At 45.3% G+C, this 22081-nt stretch carries 26 protein-coding genes; 8 read left to right on the top strand and 18 right to left on the bottom strand.

Features of this window, described 5'->3' with window-relative positions; translation table 11 throughout:
- Positions 1–18 precede the first annotated feature (18 nt).
- Positions 19–555 carry a glutathione peroxidase gene (locus tag ACSF8X_RS10420; RefSeq protein WP_047879272.1) on the bottom strand — a complete coding sequence of 179 codons (537 nt, stop codon included), beginning with the start codon at positions 553–555 and terminating at the stop codon, positions 19–21.
- 251 nt (positions 556–806) lie between these two features.
- Here ACSF8X_RS10420 and ACSF8X_RS10425 point away from each other — a divergent pair, with 251 nt between their 5' ends.
- Positions 807–1175 carry a hypothetical protein gene (locus ACSF8X_RS10425; protein ID WP_047879247.1) on the top strand — a complete coding sequence of 123 codons (369 nt, stop codon included), beginning with the start codon at positions 807–809 and terminating at the stop codon, positions 1173–1175.
- A gap of 258 nt (positions 1176–1433) precedes the next feature.
- Complete coding sequence (gene pepE / locus ACSF8X_RS10430; RefSeq protein WP_047879271.1) at positions 1434–2165, top strand: dipeptidase PepE; 732 nt, start codon at positions 1434–1436, stop codon at positions 2163–2165.
- Positions 2166–2237: 72 nt separating this feature from the next.
- On the opposite strand, the gene ACSF8X_RS10435 is transcribed toward pepE, so the two are convergent.
- From ACSF8X_RS10435 to ACSF8X_RS10445, 3 genes are all read right to left on the bottom strand, one after another.
- Positions 2238–3125: a S1/P1 nuclease gene (locus ACSF8X_RS10435; RefSeq protein WP_500849873.1), complete on the bottom strand. Its 888-nt coding sequence runs from the start codon at positions 3123–3125 to the stop codon at positions 2238–2240.
- 69 nt (positions 3126–3194) lie between these two features.
- Positions 3195–3734, bottom strand: a complete 540-nt coding sequence (locus ACSF8X_RS10440; RefSeq protein ID WP_500849874.1) for an SEL1-like repeat protein — start codon at positions 3732–3734, stop codon at positions 3195–3197.
- Between the two features lie 110 nt (positions 3735–3844).
- On the bottom strand, positions 3845–4150 hold the full coding sequence (locus ACSF8X_RS10445; protein WP_500849875.1) for a DUF3861 domain-containing protein: 306 nt from the start codon (positions 4148–4150) through the stop codon (positions 3845–3847).
- A 170-nt stretch (positions 4151–4320) separates the two neighbouring features.
- On the opposite strand from ACSF8X_RS10445, the gene ACSF8X_RS10450 reads away from it, so the two are divergent.
- Positions 4321–4749 (top strand): MarR family winged helix-turn-helix transcriptional regulator, encoded by a 429-nt coding sequence (locus ACSF8X_RS10450; protein WP_047879244.1) that lies wholly within the window; start codon positions 4321–4323, stop codon positions 4747–4749.
- Between the two features lie 173 nt (positions 4750–4922).
- Here ACSF8X_RS10450 and ACSF8X_RS10455 read toward each other — a convergent pair whose 3' ends face one another.
- Positions 4923–5723 (bottom strand): tetrahydrofolate dehydrogenase/cyclohydrolase catalytic domain-containing protein, encoded by an 801-nt coding sequence (locus ACSF8X_RS10455; RefSeq protein ID WP_500849876.1) that lies wholly within the window; start codon positions 5721–5723, stop codon positions 4923–4925.
- 253 nt (positions 5724–5976) lie between these two features.
- Between ACSF8X_RS10455 and ACSF8X_RS10460 the strand changes: the two genes are divergently transcribed.
- Together ACSF8X_RS10460 and ACSF8X_RS10465 are read left to right on the top strand one after the other, a co-directional pair.
- Complete coding sequence (locus tag ACSF8X_RS10460) at positions 5977–6159, top strand: hypothetical protein (protein WP_047879242.1); 183 nt, start codon at positions 5977–5979, stop codon at positions 6157–6159.
- Between the two features lie 189 nt (positions 6160–6348).
- On the top strand, positions 6349–6633 hold the full coding sequence (locus ACSF8X_RS10465; RefSeq protein WP_500849877.1) for a type VI secretion system PAAR protein: 285 nt from the start codon (positions 6349–6351) through the stop codon (positions 6631–6633).
- A 9-nt stretch (positions 6634–6642) separates the two neighbouring features.
- Here ACSF8X_RS10465 and ACSF8X_RS10470 read toward each other — a convergent pair whose 3' ends face one another.
- The 3 genes from ACSF8X_RS10470 to ACSF8X_RS10480 all read right to left on the bottom strand — a co-directional run bounded on the left by ACSF8X_RS10470 (position 6643) and on the right by ACSF8X_RS10480 (position 8326).
- The gene (locus ACSF8X_RS10470; RefSeq protein ID WP_047879270.1) at positions 6643–7089 is read right to left on the bottom strand and encodes a GNAT family N-acetyltransferase; all 447 of its coding nucleotides are present in this window, start codon (positions 7087–7089) and stop codon (positions 6643–6645) included.
- Between the two features lie 348 nt (positions 7090–7437).
- Complete coding sequence (locus ACSF8X_RS10475) at positions 7438–8145, bottom strand: hypothetical protein (protein WP_500849878.1); 708 nt, start codon at positions 8143–8145, stop codon at positions 7438–7440.
- A gap of 34 nt (positions 8146–8179) precedes the next feature.
- Positions 8180–8326, bottom strand: a complete 147-nt coding sequence (locus tag ACSF8X_RS10480) for a hypothetical protein (RefSeq protein WP_500849879.1) — start codon at positions 8324–8326, stop codon at positions 8180–8182.
- Between the two features lie 209 nt (positions 8327–8535).
- Here ACSF8X_RS10480 and ACSF8X_RS10485 point away from each other — a divergent pair, with 209 nt between their 5' ends.
- A complete protein-coding gene (locus ACSF8X_RS10485) occupies positions 8536–9462 on the top strand; it encodes a WYL domain-containing protein (RefSeq protein WP_047879241.1) in 927 nt (308 codons plus the stop codon).
- An 84-nt stretch (positions 9463–9546) separates the two neighbouring features.
- Here ACSF8X_RS10485 and ACSF8X_RS10490 read toward each other — a convergent pair whose 3' ends face one another.
- The 5 genes from ACSF8X_RS10490 to ACSF8X_RS10510 all read right to left on the bottom strand — a co-directional run bounded on the left by ACSF8X_RS10490 (position 9547) and on the right by ACSF8X_RS10510 (position 12766).
- The gene (locus ACSF8X_RS10490; RefSeq protein WP_047879240.1) at positions 9547–9876 is read right to left on the bottom strand and encodes a hypothetical protein; all 330 of its coding nucleotides are present in this window, start codon (positions 9874–9876) and stop codon (positions 9547–9549) included.
- Positions 9877–9953: 77 nt separating this feature from the next.
- Positions 9954–10430: a hypothetical protein gene (locus tag ACSF8X_RS10495; RefSeq protein ID WP_500849880.1), complete on the bottom strand. Its 477-nt coding sequence runs from the start codon at positions 10428–10430 to the stop codon at positions 9954–9956.
- A gap of 106 nt (positions 10431–10536) precedes the next feature.
- Positions 10537–11136, bottom strand: coding sequence for a beta-phosphoglucomutase family hydrolase (locus ACSF8X_RS10500; RefSeq protein WP_500849881.1), 600 nt, complete (start codon positions 11134–11136; stop codon positions 10537–10539).
- Between the two features lie 99 nt (positions 11137–11235).
- Positions 11236–12036 carry a transporter substrate-binding domain-containing protein gene (locus ACSF8X_RS10505; RefSeq protein WP_047879237.1) on the bottom strand — a complete coding sequence of 267 codons (801 nt, stop codon included), beginning with the start codon at positions 12034–12036 and terminating at the stop codon, positions 11236–11238.
- 121 nt (positions 12037–12157) lie between these two features.
- On the bottom strand, positions 12158–12766 hold the full coding sequence (locus ACSF8X_RS10510) for a TetR/AcrR family transcriptional regulator (protein ID WP_047879236.1): 609 nt from the start codon (positions 12764–12766) through the stop codon (positions 12158–12160).
- Between the two features lie 133 nt (positions 12767–12899).
- On the opposite strand from ACSF8X_RS10510, the gene ACSF8X_RS10515 reads away from it, so the two are divergent.
- Positions 12900–14087, top strand: coding sequence for an efflux RND transporter periplasmic adaptor subunit (locus ACSF8X_RS10515; RefSeq protein ID WP_500849882.1), 1188 nt, complete (start codon positions 12900–12902; stop codon positions 14085–14087).
- Positions 14088–14092: 5 nt separating this feature from the next.
- Complete coding sequence (locus ACSF8X_RS10520; protein ID WP_500851181.1) at positions 14093–17209, top strand: efflux RND transporter permease subunit; 3117 nt, start codon at positions 14093–14095, stop codon at positions 17207–17209.
- 73 nt (positions 17210–17282) lie between these two features.
- On the opposite strand, the gene ACSF8X_RS10525 is transcribed toward ACSF8X_RS10520, so the two are convergent.
- The 5 genes from ACSF8X_RS10525 to ACSF8X_RS10545 form a co-directional block, all read right to left on the bottom strand.
- Positions 17283–18425 carry a J domain-containing protein gene (locus ACSF8X_RS10525; protein ID WP_047879234.1) on the bottom strand — a complete coding sequence of 381 codons (1143 nt, stop codon included), beginning with the start codon at positions 18423–18425 and terminating at the stop codon, positions 17283–17285.
- A 179-nt stretch (positions 18426–18604) separates the two neighbouring features.
- Positions 18605–19207: a CHAP domain-containing protein gene (locus ACSF8X_RS10530; RefSeq protein ID WP_500849883.1), complete on the bottom strand. Its 603-nt coding sequence runs from the start codon at positions 19205–19207 to the stop codon at positions 18605–18607.
- 230 nt (positions 19208–19437) lie between these two features.
- Positions 19438–19791, bottom strand: a complete 354-nt coding sequence (locus tag ACSF8X_RS10535) for a tRNA-binding protein (protein WP_500849884.1) — start codon at positions 19789–19791, stop codon at positions 19438–19440.
- Between the two features lie 162 nt (positions 19792–19953).
- Positions 19954–20325: a nuclear transport factor 2 family protein gene (locus tag ACSF8X_RS10540; protein ID WP_500849885.1), complete on the bottom strand. Its 372-nt coding sequence runs from the start codon at positions 20323–20325 to the stop codon at positions 19954–19956.
- Positions 20326–20614: 289 nt separating this feature from the next.
- Entirely contained in the window at positions 20615–21331 is a 717-nt protein-coding gene (locus ACSF8X_RS10545) for a helix-turn-helix transcriptional regulator (RefSeq protein WP_240478309.1), read from the bottom strand.
- Between the last annotated feature and the right edge of the window lie 750 nt (positions 21332–22081).

Here is a 22081-nt window from a genome sequence, read left to right on the forward strand (position 1 = left end):
GTATTCCTCATATTATTATTACCGCAACAACTGCTCTAATTGCCCTGTAAGCAACGCATCTGTCGGCTGTGTTCTACTAGCAAATACAGCAACCACATTGCCTTTGCGATCGATTAAGTACTTGAAAAAATTCCAATTGGGTTCAACCCCTGATTCCGCAGCCAATTGCTTGAATACCGGATTAGCCTGCGAACCTGTTACAGCCGTTCTACCCGCCATCGGAAATGTTACACCGTAATCCAGATAACACACTTTAGCCGTGTCTGCTTCACTTCCTCGATCTTGGCGAAAATCATTCGACGGAAAACCAATAACAGCAAATCCACGACTGCTATAAGCCTGATGCAAGGCTTCCAATTGTTTATATTGCGGCGTAAAGCCACATTGGCTGGCCGTATTAACAATCAGCAGTACTTTCCCCTTAAACAGCCCACACATATCCAATTGCTTCGACGAATTTAGCTGCGTGAACGAATGCTGGAGCAATAACGGGCAGTCGGAACTCTTCCCGTCACTCCCCCATGCCGCCTTGCTAACAAAAACACTCAGTATCATCAAACTGGCCCACAGAGCCGCACCACATCGCGGCAGCCACCTCTTGTTCATATCCACACTATTATGCATTTTCCCTCCTGCCTTGCCCTACTGAGCAAACCTATTAAGACACTGCAAGTACGTCAAGAAAGCGATTGATGATCATTTTTTACCCACTTCGAGCGCCATAGAGAAGTGATAGCTTTATCCCACCGCCGCTCTCGTTTAGACTGCAACCACACTCAATTTGCCTTAACGCCGAAGGATACCTAATGCAACAAGTAAACCTTATCCCTAACCCACAAATTGCGATTATTTTCAAAGGCTGGGCTGACGACTGGGCAAAAGAGAGCGACCCTTCCCAAAAAGATACTGCCACCAAATTTCATACTGTCTACCGCATCGCTGCCGAGTTATTTCTCAAAGGTGGGGCTGTAGAGCTATCGCTTCTCAATAACTTGTTTGAAGACTGCAAACAGAAGCTAGAACATGCCCATGCGATGATCAAAAAAATCGAATTGGCATTGGCTGACGACCCTCAGAAAGCAGAAGCCATCATTAAAAAGATCAACACGACGGCACAAGATGCAGCCCATGTCGTTCGCTACCTCGGTGAAATCCTCAAGCCATCAGCAAAATAATAGGTAAAAGGTGCCCAACGAGTTACGAATATACCGTTCAGACCAACAACTTGGGCATTCCCTTCCCCCGCAACATCCATGGCAAAATATAAAACTTATAAATAGTTATATTTCAATGCATTGTCTTGAATTTTATTGCCATAACCGCCACAAAATTTAAATAATTATTACACAGCAAGTTTTTTGTGCTCCCGTTCAAACTTTGATGCAACTGATTGCTATACCATGTTTGCTCTTCAATAAAACAGAGTGTAAATGATGGATCTCTTACTTCTTAGCAACGGCAAAATTGCAGGCAATGACAAAGTGATGGAATTTGCTCTTCCAGCAATCACTGAACTATTCACTCGCAAACAAGTGAAAAACGTGGTTGTTATTCCTTACGCCGTTATCCGTAGCAGCCATGATGATCGTACCGCTATGGTCGCAGATACGCTAAGCCATCTTGATGTGAATGTTACCGGCTTGCACCGTGCGGAAGATCCTGTGAAAGCTATCCGCGAGGCCGATGCTATCGTATGCAGTGGCGGTAACACCTGGGTATTGAATAAAACCCTTCATGATCTCGGCCTTATTGGCCCTATTCAACATGCTATCGCCAATCGTGGGGTTCCATATGTTGGCTGGAGCGCCGGTGCCGTAATCAGCGCGCCAACCATTCGCACAACAAACGATATGTGCATCGTTAGCGCGGCAATCACGCCATCGCTGAACTTGGTGCCCTTCCAAATCAATGCGCATTACATTGATGCAACCATTGAAGGCCACAACGGTGAAACCCGTGATGAGCGTATTGAGGAATACCTCATTGTGAACCCTCACCAATCAGTGATAGGTATTCCTGAAGGATCATGGCTAGCAGTATCCGGCAAGACCATGACTTACGAAGCAGCGAACGGCAAGCCTCTACACTGGTTCAAGCTAAACCAAGAGCGCCGAATGATCGAAGCGGGCAGCGATGTAAGTGAATTGCTTGGTCTTGATGGCTAACAATTTCGCCACCAACAAAAAAGCACAACGATATGTTGTGCTTTTTTATTCGCTAATCAAAAACAGCCTGAATTACTGTTGTGGGAACACCGTATTGAGCTCATCGGCAAGACGATAGCCGGCCTTAGCAAGACGTTGCTTAATCTTCTCCTGCCCCTGCTCAATATAGGCTTGGGACGATTTGCTATCGATCTTAGGCTGGTAGGCAAAATCGGCAAGATCATAGCTTTCTTCCACCCATAGCGACACATCACCCGTATCACCCAACATCATGTCAGCACGCGGATACGCTTCTTGAAGAGAAGCGGCAAATTCATGAATATTATGTGGCTTTTCCAACAGCCCCATTCCACTATCCCATAAATGGTGAAGATCTTTCTCCGGCACATCCAGCGTATACAAGTTACCGCCAAAATCACTCTTACAACGCCACTTACTAAGACTATAGGCCACAGAGTGCATTGGCTGATGGGAGTCACCGGCAATATGGCTTAAAAACATCAAGCTAGCCGCCTGAGGTTGTTGCTGAAATTCACTATAAAGGTAGGTACCAACCTGGCGAATATTAGGCTCTTTAACAAAGTTACACTGGCTTGTCGCGGGATACGTCAGATTAATATAATGCCACTGACCCGTTTGCTTCTCTTCCCATACCTCGGAAGCGGGCTGCTTGCGAATCATATCAGGCACCATCGCCAAGGCAGCAAAACGGCTCGCACCTTCGAAGCTGTCCATCTTCTTCTGTACATCAGCAGGCAATGATTCATACGCTTTCTCAGCAAGTATATCTACTTGATGGCGAGCGGTATCATTAAGGTTTTGATAGGCGATCTCCCCTACTGCCACATGGCCTTGGTAGTTCCATGCCATCGCGGTATTCGGCAACGCGACAACGGAGAACGCAACTACCGAAAGCGCCATTGTTGACAATGCCGTACCCTTTGAAGACGAATTTTCCATGTTTTCACCATTTACATTTTGTTACAACCTGCGAGATTAAGCGCCTATTTCAATGAATAATCAACAATTTTATTCTAAAAAGGGATTCGCAGGCCACTTGACTATCCCCTTTTGATTCGCCTCTTTCATGAATTCAACTGCGTTCTCATTTCGCTGCTCGGCCGCAAGATAGATATAATAAAGCCCAATCTTTTCATTCTTATCAACACCGTTACCATGAAAAACATCTAGGCCATAACACCACTGCGCAGGGGCATAATCTTTTTGTGCCGCTTTCAGATAGAAACTGACCGCTTCAGTTATTTCACCTTGATCATAAAGGTTGCAACCATGCTGGTATTGGGCTTCAGAGCAACCACCTTCCGCGGCTACCCGTACCAAATCCGCATATTTTTCCTCAAATTCGGATTCACTTAAGCTTGGAGATTTTTCACCAAGATTAGGCATACCGGCTTTAAGCCACAATGCTTGCGGATGAGATTGCTCCCAATAAGGTACAAGAATTTCAGTAGCCATCGCCAATAGTTGTTCATTGTGGTTATCATCAGAGCATAAACTAAGCGCAGCTAATATATATTCCGCTTGCCTTAACGCATGATCTATTGTCATAGCTACTCCTAAACAAAAATTCCCCCTAAACTATAGAGCCCAAGCTAGCACAGGTTGATAACCTAACATTCTCTTGTCGCGATACTTCACCCGATTATGCGAGCAAGAGCTTACTGCTCAACGCTTCCTTTAACTTTTTTCTTCAGATTAAGCATGAATGTTTTGAAGTGAGGCATAAAGTCGGTAAACAATGGATGCTTACGGTTCTGCATCATGAGTGGCCCAAGCAGACGCAAGCCGATCCCCATTTGGGTTGCTGATTTTTCATCCAGCCCACTACCCTGCTTGAGCTTTTCAACAATTGCAAAAATATCCTCTCGATCTTCTACATCAAGCTGCATACTTTTTGGATTCTCTGTATCCATATTTTCAATGGTAATGCGATACCCGCGTGATTTTTTAGTGCTCGTTTTCATCTTCGACCTCTGATTCCTATTGATTAGAAGCTTCTCGACCAAAAGTATCTACCTAGGCCAGCTTCTTCATAACCTTATCCATCACTTGAAATACCCATGAATAATGTTGATAATGTCAACTATATTGACTTGGTTGATAATGTCAACCAATTTATCAGCAGGTAAATATCATGAAAGAAACAAAATCAATGGAATCGATGCATCATCTGGTTCACCTTATAAAACGAAAACTTCACGATCATGTTGAAAATCTTGAGCTTAATATCACTCCAATGCATGTGAGGGTAATGAAAATTATCCATCGAAAATCCAACTGCTCCGCGGTCGATATCGCTTCGTTTCTGAATCGCGACAAAGCTCAGGTAACACGCCTGCTCAACACTCTGCTTGATCAATCACTGATCACCAAAGCGCCTAACCCAGAAGACAAACGCAGCCAACGCTTGCTACTCACACCAGCCGGCAATGAAATCATCAAGCAGATGGCAAATATTGATACGCAGCTCATCGAGCAAATGACCCAAGGCATAACCCCTGAAGAACTTACCGAGTTTGAACGTATTGCCAATAAAATGGCTGAGAATTTATACAATTCATAAAAAAGCACCCATCGTGGGCGCTTGATAAAGAGTTCTGCAACAGCCGTAATTAACAAAAACAATAAAGCCAGAGCAAGGTTTCCCCTACTCTGGCTCATGCAAACAGTCATACAAAAGTATCTCGTCGCTTAGAGATGGCGATTCAATACTTTTGATTACCCTCACTAGCTACATTATAACGCTGCAAGTTTCACGGCATTACCCAGTACGTTCAGGCATGTCAAACGACCAACGCCACCCGGCACTGGGGTAATAGCGGCAGCAGTCTGTTCATTATGGTGGTGAATATCCCCCACCAGCTTACCTTCGATACGGTTGATACCCACATCGATAATCAGTTGGCCTTCAACAAATTGATCGCTATTAAGCGTACCGTGGTAGCCCGTTGCAACAACAACAACGTCAAAACTGCTCCAGTCAACGGCTGCCATATCCGAGCGACTATTAAAACTCGACACGGTACTCTGACGGTTAATCAGCTCAATCACCAAAGGTTTGCCGACAATATTACTACGACCAACCACTGCCACTTTCAATCCTGAAAAAGCATTCTCGACACAATGCGATTCGATAATATCGATGGCCGCCTGAACCGTGCACGGCAGCACTGGTGCGTGGCCAAGTACCAACAAACCAAGTGCTTCACTGCCGAAACCGTCAACGTCAACCTTGGCTGGCAAATCAGGCGCAACCAAACCATTTGGTAACGGTAGTTGGAATAGAATTGGATGAGTGGCATTAGCGGCAAGGACATCGAGATCAGACTGCATTGTCCCAACCTCAGGCATCACGATATGATGGCAAGGAAGGCCTAGCTCTTCAAACAAACGGAGCTTATTGCGAACATAGACTTTACTGGCAGGATCATCACCAACAGTGACAATAGTCAGGGCGACAGGCAGCTTATCTGCCTCTATTTGTGCTTTTAGCTCTGCGAGCTTCTGTTCATAAAGGGTATTTATTGCTGCTTTCATGAGTCACTACTACTTAATCGACATTGATTCGATTCTACTCGCCCAGCCATTCAACTCAATAAAAATCTGAATTAGCTCATAAAACCAAGGTAACAATGGCTCTTTAACAGCAAAATAAACCTCACAAACCGCGCAATTTCAACACTATATCCCTTCTGAATTTGACATTACCCTGAAATTTCTCCGGATTTTACGTGGTACAAATAGGACAATCACACAACAAACCATTATTTGAAGCACTGAGAGAGCCGTTATGACCCAGACAAAGACTCTTAAAAAACTCTTTTCTCGCAAAGCCTGTGTTGATCGTGTCAAACGCTACCAAGGTAAAGTACGTGCGGCCGTCATTGCCGGCCAATTCAATGAAGTAGAACAACTACTCTGTTCTTTGGAAACCGCCCAGAAACAGCTTGAGGCTGTTTATGCTCACCGTTAAGAAATCATCGTGACCAACATCGCGGGTAGGATGAAAATAAACCAGAAATACCCGTCGAAATTGGAAGCCAAAAGAAATACAGACCTCGAAGTACTTGCTAGCATTTTATCTACCACTAGCATGTAGGCTAATTTGTGAAAGCACCAATCCATCCTGTCTTGAAGGCGTATGGGTAATGAGGGAATAATAATGGGCAATGCGGCAAAAGTAGGCGATCTCGGCCTCCAGCATGATGGATTTCATCCAACAAAAATTATGACTGGAGCCGCTACGGTCTTTGTTGACGGTTTACCTGCGGCACGCAAAAGTGATCCACTCTTCCCTCACGCAAAACCAGATAACCCGCCCCATCCCAGGAAAATTAAAGAAGGCTCTCCTTTGGTATTATTTGAAGGCAAAGAAGCCGCACACTCCACTCACTCTATTGATTGTGGGGGAATAATAGTCTGTAGCAGCACGGTTACTATCGGCTAAGTAGCCAACTTATAGATCCCGGTAGAGACGCAACATATCCTGATGTTGAATACCATGTTCAAAAATAGGCTTAGGATAATGCTCAATAAAATAGTCTTTGACTACGGCATCAACCCGAAACCCTAAACGTTGATAATACGTAAGTTGATACCCAAAGGTTCCCGTCCCCAGCTCGACACGTTTTACATTTTTTGTCGCTAGCTGAGCCAGGGCAAAACGCAGCATATCCGATCCAATCCCCTTTTGTTGAAAGTCGGGATAAACGGAAACATTCACAATTTCAGCAATACCCTCGTCTTTCAAGGTTGCCACACAAACGCCAACAACCCGCCCACCATATATCGCAGCAAAACACCATGAGTCTTTAAGATAGGTATTAATGCTCGCCTCTGACGGGTCTGCCTCCAACAATAACGGCAACGGTACGTCACTTGTCTTGATTTCTTGATACTGCACGCCTACCTCGATGTCATACGTCTTAATTTTGTCCAGATCCAATATAAAGGCATTGAAAGAAAAATTATCACCACACACTTCGTGCTTTGAAGCGCTTTCAGCAAATGCCTTAGCTTTTTGCGAAGAAAAAAATACGCCAACACAAATACAGATCAGACCAAGTGATATGATAACCGACATAATCACATATTCTATATGTTGTGACGAATCTAAAAGGCTAACTACAAATACCGAGATAACGGCAAATAGTCCTCCCAGAGTAACAAGATAACTTCTCGAAAAAATGTCTTCATCCAGTTCGGAGAAAGATCCTCGCCTGATCATTTCTTCCCCTTCCGACTATTCCCATCACCACTTTATTTTTTTCAAAAACGTACGTACTAGCTGATAAAAATGTACGGGAATAATAACAAAGAGTGCTGTACCACGATCAAAGTGGGGATTGAGTTCACAATAATAACGAATTTCGGGCTTATCACTGCTGCGCAACATCGCTAACTCTTGCGGACTGTAATTACTCTTTCTGTCGACGGCGGCTAAACAACGAAGATGGTTTTTTTCGCACTCAATGCCATCAGGATTAAACTGAGCAAAAAGATCGACGGGCGCCTGAAGGGCAAAATGCGGCCAGATGATTGCCGTATTCTTGGCGATCGCACGATACATAGCAGGACTTAGCATAGTGTCAGCATAATAGTGTTTGCGCCACGGGCGCTTAAGCCAACTCATCACACTTTCCTTCAAGGAAAAAGCAAACGTATTGCTTCCTTGACGATAATTAGGCAAAAAAGCAGCTGACGCTTTGATAACGGTGCACTTGTCTATATCCGTAAAAGACAGCAGGCAATACCCAACTACTTTTTCATGATGCAGGTAGAGCCGTAACCGTTTTTGGTACGGTGCAGGATCGTCAAAGTATTTGGCTAAATACTCATCGGCGTCTATCTGTAAAAAACTCGCACATACAATCTGCCGCAGCGAATCCCTTATCGTTGCCGATAACCACTGTTTAGACTGCACCAAATCAACAATACAAAGCTGGCTGATAACAAACACTCCCTTGTTGTCAGTTTAAAGGCAATACACTCACTCAAAGCTCTTCCCCACCTAATGATAGGCCCAGCACACCACAAACGGCATCACAATCTCCACTATAAATCAGATCACTTACAAAAGATTTTCCATCATCCTCTATCTCAAGGTGAACACCGCCATCTTTTAGGCCTTTTAACTGCATTTCTAACAACTTATCAAAACTCTCACAAAACACCCGAGATTCACTCGGTTCGCCATAGTAAATACACACAATCAGGTGAAATTCTGCTTTGTAGCGTCACTTGGGTATACTCGTTAAGAGTCTCATTGAGAGAGATGATAACAAATTGGGGGTTGCAACTACTTATTTTCGGTATATATTAGGCACATAAAACTACTGGATAAATAAACATGACTTTACAAACCGACCAGCAGAATGCGGCTAACGACAAAGAAAAAGAACTGAAACTCAACAGCATTGGCTCTGCCCAGCGCGAGCGCTTGGCGTTCATTGATTTTGCGCTCTACTTTCTTGGCGAAGTCACACGGAAAGATCTCATTGATCGGTTTGCAGTAGGTCATGCAGCCACAACCCGCGACTTTGCACTGTACAAAGAAATTATCCCCAATAACCTCAAGCTTGATATGCGATCAAAAAAGTATTACAAGCAGCCAGAGTTCACGCCACTGTTCGAGCTCGACCTCAGCAAAACATTGGCAACTATCGCCCTTGGTTATGGTGATGGCTTCTCTGGTCATCAGGATTTTCCTATCAGCTGCGAATCGCCTAAGTCCCTGACTGTACCTCGTACGCCTATCATGGCAGCGCTATGCGAAGGGATCTACCGTAACAAGCTCATTGAAATTGCGTATTTCTCAACCTCCAGCGGCAAAAGCACACGTGTGATTGCACCACACAGTTTGGTTAACTCTGGCAACCGCTGGCATGTGCGCTCTTTCGATCGAAAAAACAACCAGTTTATGGATGTTGTGTGCAACCGCGTTATCTCTGCCCTCCTACTGGAAGATTCTCCACAAAGCCACGAACGCATTGAGTCAGATAGACAATGGCAAAAGTTTATTGAACTGGAATTGATTCCACACCCAAAACAGAACAATCCAGAAGCCATAGAGCTTGATTTTGAAATGAAAAATGGCAAAAAGATTATTGAAGCACGGGCGGCGCTTGCTGGCTACCTGCTACGCAAGTGGGAGGTCGATTGCAGCCAAGATGGCAGCCTCCACCACACTGTCGGCTACCAGCTTGCCCTAGCAAATCCTCAGGCGCTCTACCAAGTAACCAGTGCCTGCCTAGCCCCTGGCTATCGGGAAGAGTAAACGCTCCCTTGTAAAACTAAAAAAGAGGCATTTAGCCTCTTTTTTTGACTTGTTTATTGGCTGATTAACTCAGCATACCCGCGACTATTTCGGGACATTAAAGCTTTTATCGCCACTACAAATAAAAGTGTAATAGCTCTTACGTTCGTGAAACGCATTGAATCCCTTGCCTTGGCAATACGCGCCATTTAACTCTTGCATATAAGCGAGGGTTCCTTGATCTTTTACCAAAAAGTAGCTGTCATTTTCACAAACAATTCGGATCTTTCCATCATCCCCCAGCGAGTAAGATTGCACTTTTGCCCCACACAGCGTGAAACTCGCCTCAACATACTCGTCTGCCCGCTCATCAACCGATTTACTACAACCAACGGCAAATAATGGCAATAACAAAATACTCAGCAGATTCTTCACAGACACCCCAACTTATTTTTGTTATCAATACATTGAGTCTAGTCACAGAAAACTGATCGTGCCATTACAGAAGAATTTTACCCGTTCATAGGCTTTTTCTTGCCCTTACCATCTTCAATCCGACGTCGGTGCCAAATCGAATAATGGCGCAAGCCAGCCGGGCCATGGGCGATAACAACCGACATCAGTAATACGACAATAAACAGTTCAGGCTTCCATTGCGGTACCAAGGCAAAACTTGCAATCATCGCCAATTTTACGAAGGTCAAGACGCCTTTGAGCTGAATCAGCCACAAGCGCGACTGACGAATCTCAAAGATCACCATAAGGCAACCAGTGACCATCGCCATTATCCACCAATGCAGCCATAGTGTTTTATCCACACCATAGAAAATGCCACCAGCGCTACCCGCAATCCCCAAAATATGAAACGCCCGTACCGCAGTCTTGCTTAATCGCTGGATCCAAAACCGCGTTTCAGACATGCCGAATTGCTCATTGCCAAGGGAACGATGATTTGATTCTGAAGAATGGTGCTTTGAGGATTTTTTCATGATGTCATCAGGGTATGCTTGAATCGGACGGCAAGCATACCCTTCTCGATAAGGTTGCTCAAGCAATCAGTCGCCTGCGCTACCATGCATGTATATTTTGAACCTGTTAACGTGAAGCCGCTATAAGCTCGATGATCTCGCCATCTTTGACAAAATAGCAATCCATACCAGCCGCTGAGGCTGCCTGCACGCCCATTGGCGTATCTTCAAATACCACACATTCTTCCGGTTGCAGACCAAGACGTCGGGCTGCCTCTAAAAAGGTATCAGGATTAGGCTTATGCTTCTCTACGTCATCGGCCGTGACCAAGGCATCTAGCAAAGGCAAAATACCCGTTTCAGCCAATAATGGCTCGGCATGTATCACTCGAGATCCTGTGCCTACGGCTATCTTTTTGCTGTCCTTGTTATCGAGCAGGATTTGATAGGTCGATGTGATCACATCCCCCTTATGTTCGATTTGCTCATAAAAGGCATATTTTGTTCGGGCTAATCGCTGTACATCGAAATTCTGCTGGAAATAACTATTAATTTCCTCTGCAATGCGAAAACTAGGCTTACCGCCTAAGCTATACATCCACTCGCGATCAAACGGAATCTCGTGGATTGCGCAGGTCTTTTCCCATGCATCCAAATGGGCCGGCATTGAATCCACCAATGTTCCGTCCATATCAAAAATAATGCCTTTATATGCAGATAAATCCATGTTTTTCCTTTGCTAATATATTACGACTTACTTTTCTATTGTGTCGTTTTCAGCAACTAACAGCAATCCCTGCCCACATCAAAATACACCAAGCGATGGCTACTTAACCTCAAGGCGTGCCAACCCCCATTTTTTTGCAATACGATCAAAGAAACCTTGTGTCCTTTTTAGCTCAATCCAGTGATTAACATAGTTAATCCACACCTGATCCTCTTTAGGAAGAATCATCGCCACTGGGGACGGACGGCGCATACCATCTACCCTCGCAATCGCTAGTTCAGGATAACGGCTAACAAGTATAGCGGCCTCGATATTGGAAGTAACAATGGCCGTTGTCTTGTTATCTAACAAGTACTGTTTGACCAGTGTTGGATTATCGGTGCTGTGCTGACGAGCATTAGGCAGCAGCTCGCTGATAATCATATGCTGCACCGTTCCCGGTACAGACGTCAGCACCACTGACTTGCTATTGAAATCAGACCACTTGCGAAAACGACTCTGATTACTCTTTTTAATGACTGGCACAAACGCCAAGTAAAAATACGTATCGCTATATCCCGCCACCTTGGCCCGCTGCATATTCAGCGATGCACTCCCGGTCATATCATATTTGTTAGTAATAATACCATTGACCAAGGTTTTCCATGTTGTCGGCACATACTCAACGGTAACACCGAGATCTTTGGCCAACTCTGTGGTGACATCAATATCAAACCCGCGGTAAAAATTTGTGGCAGGGTCTCGCATCGTCATAGGTTGCCAGTCACCCGTTGTACCTACACGCAAGGTGCCACGATCAATAATTTCACTTAACCGACTCGCTGCGACGCTCGCACTTGAAACAAAAAAAGTTAAGATAACCAAACAAATAAAAGTAAATCGGGACGGTCTTTTCTGCATAACACCCCCTGACAAGGCCCACGAGTATATCCGATTTAAAGATAGCAGTTATTTATCTTACTCATTTGTCCTTTTCTATCATCCACAGCCCTATGAATAGTTAATCTCGCAATTAAGATTGTCAGGATCTGACCATGTACCCCTTCAGAAACAACTCAACACTCGAGCGCAGGTACGCATAGCGTTGAGCGGTATCCTCTTCCGCATCCTGGCCGAGATAGGCCCAATACACTGAACGACCGTGCAGCATCAGTAACAACTGAAATGCCGCCTGCTGGCAATCCATCTCTGGCTGTAATACACCTCGTTCAACCAAAATCTGACAATATTCAGCCACCATATCCGCCGTATATTGCGGGCCGGCATTAATATACACCTTGGCAAGTTCAGGATGCGTCTCACTTTGACTGACTGCAGTTCGGTATGTATATCTCGCTTCATCTGATAACAACATAGATTGAAAACGACAGGCAAAATCAAATAAAACATCTTCTGGTGAGCGACAATCATCAACCAATGTTGTATCAATCTTATTAGCCGCACAACTTGCCCGAATACACGTATCAAACAGTTCATCTTTCGTTTTGAAATGAGCATATACCGTTTGCTTAGATACCTTAGCCTTATTGGCGATGGCATCCATACTGATTCCATACCCCTGCTCGCCAAATAATTCTGAGGCCGCATCTAAAATTTGTTGGCGCTTCTGCGCACTTCTTGAATTTAACACGTAGTAACCTTTATCGATTTAATGAAACGTTTTTAATACAATCAAACTAGACAGTCTAGTTTTATTGGATTATTTTTTAAACGTAGACCATATCGCCTACATCAACAACAACATCATCTCAGGGACATACTCAATGAACAGGCTAAAGGTATGCAAAGCCGCACAAGTGATTGTATTATCAATATTATCGTATACTGTCACTGGCTGTAATAGCTCCACTTCGGATCGTACACATCAAGCCACAACCGATCCACATCCCGCGATCCAGACCTTTAGCCTCACGTCTTCCGATTCTTACACCGTTCAACGCGAGTATGTTGGAATGGTGCAAGCGGGGCAGCAAGCAAACCTCGGGGTAGAGCTCGGTGGAAAAATCGCACAACTGTTTGTTGATGTCGGCGACAACATCAAAGCCGGAGAACCTATCGTCAGGCTTGATACCCAGTTATTACTCACACAGGCCGATCAATTACGAGCACAGAAAGCCCAGATAAAAGCCCAGTTGGTACTCATCGAAGCCAATCTAAAGCGGCAGAATGCGCTCAAAACAAAAGGGTTCAGTGCCGATGCTGAAATTGACAATCTCAGCAGCCAGCGTAATGCCCTCAAGGCAAACCTACGCCAGCTTGATGCATCACTGGCGGCCAATCAGCTTCAGCGTGACAAATCAACGGTATATGCCCCCTATGATGGCACTGTCAGCGCAAGGTATGTCTCGAAGGGAGATGTCGTTGGCACCGGCTCACCGACAGTCACCCTGCTCGCTTCAACAAACAAAGAAGCTCATATCGGTATTCCTGCCAAACAGCTGGCAAAACTTGTCACTGACGGAAATTGGGTGATCAGAATCGGCCAGTCTAGTTACCCTGTCACATTGCTTAATCCGGGAGCTCGTGTTGATATGGGGTCACGAACGGTAAAACTCCGATTTGCTCTGCCTGAGGATATTCAGGCTATTGATGGCGAGCTGGCTTACCTTCAATTTGATGATCGCCATAACTCGACAGGCTATTGGATCCCATTATCGGCGATGACAGATGGTCTCCGAGGAGTCTGGAATGTCTTTATCGTTAATAAAGACAGTAATAACGAGCAACGTATCGAACGGCGATCCATTCAGGTTCTCTATGCCAATAATGACAATGCATTTATAACAGGGGCCATTGCAAATGGTGACCTCATCGTCGCCAGCGGCCTCCATCGACTTGTCCCCGGCCAACAGGTAACTCCTATCGTAACGCCACCGGTATCACTGATTCATCATCCCGATCGAACTGAATTACCCCACCCTATCACAGCGGCTGAGAACGAGGCAGAATAATGAAAATGCACGCTATTCTGAGCAATACCCGGCTCATGGTACTTGCCGCTGTCTTTCTCATTGTTGCGGGCTTCTCTTCGCTAAGCTCGCTACCTAGGGCGGAAGACCCTATTATCCATAACCGTTTTGCCAGTGTTATCACCCATTTCCCTGGGGCCACAGCAGAACGTGTCGAGGCATTGATAACGGAAAAGATAGAAAACAAGTTACGCCAGTTAGATGAAATAAAACTGATTGAATCGGTCTCACGTCCGGGAATATCGGTTATCCAGCTTGAATTGATCGATACCGTCACAGACGCCGATCCGATATGGTCCCGGGTACGCGATAAACTCACTGACGTTGAACCAGTACTACCGCCAGGAAGCTCAACACCTGAGCTAGATAGCGATCACGGTTATGCATTCACTATGATTACGGCATTAACCTGGAATGACACGTCCGAGCCTGATCTGCTTATCCTGCGACGCTACGCCATTGAGCTCGCCAACCGCCTACGTGTACAAAGCGGCGTAGAGTTTGTCGATAGTTATGGGCTGCCTGATGAAGAAATTCTAGTAAGACTCGACCCGGCAGCAACCAGTGCATTGGGCCGTTCAGCATTATCGCTCTCGCAATCCATTGGTGCCGCTGATGCCAAGAACGCCGCCGGGGAGTTGGTCAATGGCACTACCCGCTTTACTCTTGAGGTAGCCGATTCCCTTGACTCACTGGATCGCGTTCGCAAAGTCCCCGTAGCCATTGATAGCAACGGTTACCAAATCCGGCTTGAAGATATTGCACAGGTGAGCCGGACTATGGCGACACCACCTGCCGAGCTGGCCTTCGTCAATGGCAAACCCGCCGTCATTGTTGCGGTCCGGATGCAGCCGGAATTGCGTGTTGATCAATGGACAGCTCGTATCCACCAATTTATGGCCAACTACCAAGCCGAAATACCCGCCAATATCCAACTCGATACGATTTTTGAGCAACAAGGGTACACGGCATCGAGACTATCGGAACTTAATGCCAATCTAGTCATGGGATTCTCTATTATCCTTGTGGTCCTATTGCTCACCCTCGGATTCAGGTCAGCCTTGCTGGTGGCTCTATCCCTTCCGCTCACCAGCCTTGTCACCTTGGCTATGATGAAATTCACCGGATTACCAATCAACCAAATGTCAATTACCGGACTGATTGTCGCGTTGGGCATCATGGTCGATAATGCCATTGTCATGGTCGACAGCATCCAGTCGCACCGCCAGCAAGGTCACGGTAAACTGGAATCCGCTATAAAATCGGTTAACCATCTATGGATCCCACTTCTAGGCTCAACCCTGACCACGGTACTGGCCTTCGCCCCAATATTCCTGATGCCAGGACCTGCAGGGGAATTTGTTGGAGCAATCGCAATCACGGTCTGCTTCTCTCTCATTGGCTCCTATATCATCTCCCATACCATTATCGCCAGCTTCGCTTCCCGTATACTCCCCGCCCCTTCCCAACGGGGAACGCCAGCAGAGAAGCAAAACAGCCAATGGTATAATACCGGCATAACAATACCTGCTCTGAGCACACTCTTTGCCAAGAGTATTGCCCTTGCTATTCGCCACCGTGTTAAATCAACTGCGCTCGTCTGCCTTCTTCCCATTACGGGATTCTGGGGGGCAGGACAACTTACCGAACAATTTTTCCCGCCGTCGGATCGGGATATGTTTGAACTGCAGGTATTCCTTGCTCCCCAATCCAGTATTTACGCAACGGCACAAACAACCCAGAAGATTGATGCAATCATGGCGCAATACCCTGAGGTAGAGCAGCTAAATTGGATTGTTGGCAGCAATTTCCCATCGTTTTATTACAACATGGTCAGCCGTCAGCAAGGCGCTGCCTATTTCGCCCAAGCCATGGTAAAAGTCAGCAACTTCAACGCAGCCAGTGCGTTAATCCCTAAATTACAACAACAATTTGATCAAATACTCCCTGAAGCCCAAGTTCTGGTACGTAAACTTGAACAAGGTCCACCATTCAATGCACCGCTTGAGGTCCGCTTGTCCGGCCCCAACCTTGATCGGCTCAAAGCCATTGGCGAAGATATCCGGCTTATCATGGCGGAAACCCCCAATGTCACCCACACCCGAGAGACTCTTCAGCCCGGCACCCCCAAGATATGGGTCAACGTCAATGAAGAAGCCAGTCAACTCAGCGGCCTGAGTCTCAGTGGCGTAGCGGATCTGCTGCAAGCCTCGTTTACAGGAAGGCTAAACGGCAGCCTGATCGAGGCCAGTGAATCGATCCCCGTACGAGTCCGAGTCGGTGACAAGCAGAGGGAGAATATGACTCACCTGAGCAGCCTTCCCCTGCCTGTCATCTCAGATCAAAGCCTTATCGGCCTTCCGGTATTTGCTCTGGCCGATCTGAGCCTATCACCTAGCCGTGGAGCCATACCTCACCGAAATGGGCAACGAGTTAATGTGATTGAAGGCTATCTCCGGGCTGGCGTATTACCACAAACCGCACTGGATCATTTCGAAACGCGGCTCGTAGACTATCGACGTACGTTACCCGCAGGGTACAGCATCGAATTTGGCGGGGAATCGGAAGAGCGCAATGAGTCAGTCTCTAATCTCATGGCCAATCTCACCATGGTCTTCACTTTGCTTCTCATGGTCGTTGTGCTGGCATTCAACTCTTTCAGGCTCAGCGGCATCATCTTTACCGTTGGCTTTTTGGCGGCCGGGCTTGGCCTGTTTTCCGTCTGGCTCTTCAACTACCCGTTTGGCTTTACCGTTATTATCGCCCTGTTGGGTCTCGTGGGCTTGGCAATCAACGCAGCGATTGTCATTTTGGCCGAACTCAAGGCGAGTCCTAGGGCATGTCACGGTGATATCGAGGCGATTGTTGATGCGGTAATGAGTTGTACTCGGCATATTACATCAACAACTATCACAACCGTTGGTGGCTTTCTGCCTCTCATTCTTGCTGGCGGTGGCTTTTGGCCCCCCTTTGCCATTACCATCGCCGGAGGAACATTACTGACCACCATCATTTCATTCTATTTCGTCCCCGGGGCGTTCCGGTTGGCAATAACATTCAAACCTTGGCGATCATGTGCCAACACTGTTGAGCAACCTAGCTGATAGCTCCGATCACCGCTCATAAAAAAGGACGGGGGGGACCCGTCCTTCTCATGTGAATAGCTAACCAAACAAGTTACATACACGCCATTTGTAGCTCGTAATAAACGGCTTCAAAATCCGTATTGGCAAAATATTCGTTGTTCACCATCAAACTCTTACTGTTAGTCCAATTTGATGCCGCGGCCCCGTTGCCATAAGGAATACCATAAATTTCAAAATGCCTATCACGGCGTTCAAAAATCAAATTCGATGGCATCCGGCTTGAGCGACGAGTCATACTTTTATAATACTTAAAGTCTTCCGTACAACTCTTAACAATATACGAACCATCTTCACTTCTTACACTGATGTATGGCTTCGACACATTTTCAAACTCAGCCAATGTCCATACCCCAACTGAATTAGCAAGGCGAATACGAGGCTCAATCGGTTTTTCAACCACTTTCTTGGCAGCCAGTCTCTGCCGTTCGGCTAACTCACGCGCAAGATCCTCGGGATTAGGCTCTACTTTTACCAACGGTTTTTCTTGATTTGACTCAGGAGATGGGAATAACCATGCTGACAAGGTGTCTTTATTCAAAAAGCCCAAAGCACTAACCACCAGCAACACGACCAACACTACAAATACTTTTCGTTTAGCTGCTGAGTCTCGTCGAGGTTCTCGGTTGTTCTCTTTGTTCTCTGTCTGCTTAGTGTCTTCATCAGTCTTAAACTCATTCCCCATCCGCATCGTAGCGTTACACTCAGCAAGCTCAGCATTCAAAGAGGACACCTGACTTTGCAAGCGTCTGTTTTCATTGCGCAACGTCTGCAGCTCACCATCGCTAGCCCCCTTCTTTGGGCTGCTTGACTCAACCTGCCGACGAGCAGCCTCAAGCTCACCGGCCATGGTTTGCAATTTCGCCTCTAGCTGCTTTTTCTCATGCATACACTGGGTATATTTCAGCTCCAGCAATTTGCAACGCTTCTGCCAAAGCTCATTGTTATCTTGACCTTGCCCCTGAGGAGCCGCTGTTGCAGCAGCCACTTTTTGTAGAGCATCACCATCCCCTTTTCCGGCAATGACCTGTTCATAAGCGTTAACAACCAATTGCATCAATGCGTTAGAACCACCTTTATCAGGATGATTTCGGCTACAGAGCAACTTGTACTGTCGCTTCACCTCTTCAATCGGTGTTGAACTATTGGTACCTAAAATGTCATGAAAAGTGGTCATGCGAATTAAAATCCATACTGCGGAAAATCACTTACGGCTCAGGGCGAACTGCATAAAAAACGGCCAATGCGAACTCACTAAATGTGTCTCTTCAGATATATCGGCCAATGACGAAATTTCTTAACGATTATTTCACCACAGTATCATTTCCGACAGCACCCGCAACAATCACCTTGCGACTACACCCCTGACATTTTACGCAACCAACCTAGGATAGGCCGATGATCGATAAAATAGCCATCATCGTTCTTAGCAATCGCATAGACTTCTCTGGATTCAGAAAATGGCCCTGGGTTCTGCTGAATGATTTCGACTTTTTGTCCTTCCAAATCGACATGGGCCACAATTGCAACATGCCCGTATGGGTTATATAGCGTTGGCTGATAAACCAGAATATCACTCACTTGAGGTAGCTCACCCTGTCCATTGGTAAACTGAAGCAATCCCCGCTTTAGATTAACGCTTCCAGAAATGACATCCGCATCAAAAAAATCTTTGGCGTGCCCATAACTGTCAGGCATTTTGTGTTGAAATAGCTCATAGTAATAGCGTCTAACAAACTCGACACATTGATATTTCAAACCGAGATTATAACCATCCACAGAAACATTTCGCTCCAGCACATGATTAACCCCACCATTGAAATAGACGTCGACACCATTAAAAGAATCAACAACTGTGCCTATTTCTATCTCTGTATTTAAATTAACCTTCGTCACCAAATTGTAAGCACCTGCACCCAAAACAACGAGTACACCAAAGGCCATCACCAGCTTTTTCATTTATAACCTTTTGTAAGAAAGATAAACTCACCCAAAGCCGTGCATACTAAATGTAAAACCATGATGAACAAAACAATATCTTGTTAGCAACAGTCCGTTAAGAGCCAATAATATGGATAAAAAGATAGAATGAGAGGCAGAAAAAAAGAGAAGAAGAGAAGACGGTATCGGGCCGACAATTTATTCTCCCAATACCGCCATAACTATAAAATAAGTCACGCCTTATTTTATTACCCCGCCCTTGCACCATTTGGCATCGCGGTTTCTGGGCATGCTAAGCATGGCTGCAACTTATCTTCATAGCCAATATCAAACAGCATTCCCTGAGAGATCTCCCCGGCCATCTTTCTCTCAGGCAAATTAACAACGAACAGAGCCTGCTTACCTTCTATTTCTTTCGGGTCTTCTCGCTCTTGTTTAATACCCGCTAGAATAGTTCGAGTGTGATCGCCAAAATCAACAGTCAGCTTCATTAACTTATCTGATTTAGCCACTTCGCTAACTTCTTGAATCGTCCCGACGCGAATATCAATTTTTGCGAAATCATCAAATGTGATTTCATCTTTGATTGGGGCCTGTTTCATTCATATATCCTTAACTTTACCTACGAGCACAACTTTTGCTCAATAGCTAATACTACCTGCTTGGCAGGATATTGAATAGGCTAACAAAATGACTAACTAGATATAAATTTGTACCAAGCACCGCAAGGATTCAATATGCGAGGAACGCGCTAGCCCCCTCGCCTAAGGGAGCTTGGACAGAAGCGTCGAATGCGCGGACACGACTTGTAAATTTTGGCCCAACTTCTGCCAAAGCCGGGTAAACGCAAAGCAACCATTAGCCTTTACCCCATCATATTGCCCTTTGATTTCAGCATTGACGTAAACCATAGCGCAATCTCCATGGGGTTTTATCTGCAGATCACTAAACACTATCGACTCAATAGACAACAGGCCAGATCGGTGAGCCTCTATGTCGTCTTGCTTAGTAAGCCGATACCCGAAGTGATTAATAAAAACGAGGTCATCAGAGAGCAATTCATCAAGCAGCGCAACATCAGAAGCAATCATCGATGCCTTGAGCTTTTGCTCTGCACTGATCACGTCCTTTTCCATTAGTAGCTCCATCACCTAATCATCCTTATATTGCACAACAGACACAGCAGCTGAATGCTTTAGCATCCAGCGGTAAGATTATTATCTCTTCCAACGCAGATATTCTCCTACTCGAGAATACCCGACGCATCTGTACACCTTACCAGCCCCCTTACCTGCAAAACCAACTATGAGGTCCTACGATGTAACATCTGTGAGGTATTTGGTACTAATAATGCCCAATCATATCGGAACCTTTGCGTCTTTTGAGATCAATCCATACTTTCTAAATAATACACATCCGTTGTCATCAAGGCGCATGAAGGTTCAACTTCCGCATTCTGAATTCACCGGGAGAACATCCCATATGCTTCTTAAATACCCGCGAAAAATAGGAGACATCTTTAAACCCCGCCGAGTGAGCAATATGGGAAATCTTCTCTTTATCCGAGCTCAACAAGCCACAAGCCAAATCGAGTCGTTTCTTGATGATATACTGCTTCAGGGTTACCCCCATGACGCTATGAAACAAACGAGAGAAATACGTTGGGGAATAATGGCAGGCATTAGCCAGATCTTCTTCTCTAAGGGGAGCACTGATATTCTCATCGATAATTTTTAGAGCCGGACGAATTGACACTTCACGTTGCTCGAAACCTTGCACGGGTTCCGGCCTGATCGTATGAGTATGCAGTCGGCTGAAACACTCATCGATTTCAGGCTTGCTCGCAGATGCCGCTATCACATCTTCCCCTCCGGCACGCAGTACATTAAGCGCCAAATCAGCATCCAAATTATGGTAAACCACAACGACTTTTGTTTGTGGAAACCGGCTCTTTACCGAGCGAAGCAATTCAAATCCATTAGAGGTGGAATCTATCACCTCAAGAAAGATCAATTCCTGCCCGGTCATCGTCGACAGTAATTCAAAAGGTGAAACGTCAACCACATCATGGGACAGCTTCAAGTTTTCCTTTGCTTCTGCCAACTTATCGAAATGACTACAACTCACCCAAATCACAAGCATCTACCTTCTGTATTACGTATTAATAGATATACTTGAACGATCCTTGTTGCTCGCAGCCACTTCCTTAACAAAACAGTCAAAAAAGTGACGACTCACCAGTAATTAATACCTATAAACCCAAATAAATCCAGATAGCCAAACTGTTGCAGTTGTGATGCACTCAAAGTATATATATCTGCTAATACCACTAATTCAGCGATTTATTTCATTTATTTGCGGCAAAAAAACAGCACTGATAGACAATCCAATGGAATATAAAAAAATTTTTTATTCTTTAATATTCTATAAAAAGAGGGGTATTAGAAGTGATGCTGAGTATTCAACAACTTTATATGTGTCTTGTTACTAATAATCTTGTCGCATCAAAACAATAACAAGAAGCGAGATGCCTCCTCACTGCCACCACAATGCTCATCTCAACAGGCATGTATCTGAACTTGTGGTACAGGTAAGCCTCGCACCAAGGCCTGCTTTCTTCCGTAAGAAAACCTCACGTTAGAAATCCTCTTCGATAAAACACATATGACAGTGAGAATACACGCTTGCTGACCCACATCATGCCAACCAGAGCCGATTTCATACAAAGTTGTACGCTCGACGTATTCCTCATCTCTATGTTTTCTACCAATCAACGACTCTATTACACTAGAAGTTGCTGCAAATTCGTACAAAAGATACGGTTCAGATCGCAAGTGCGGAATAATTGCACTAAATATTTAAATTTAGCCAGCATAAATTTGAGGACAATCT

This window comes from Photobacterium panuliri (genome assembly GCF_059920555.1).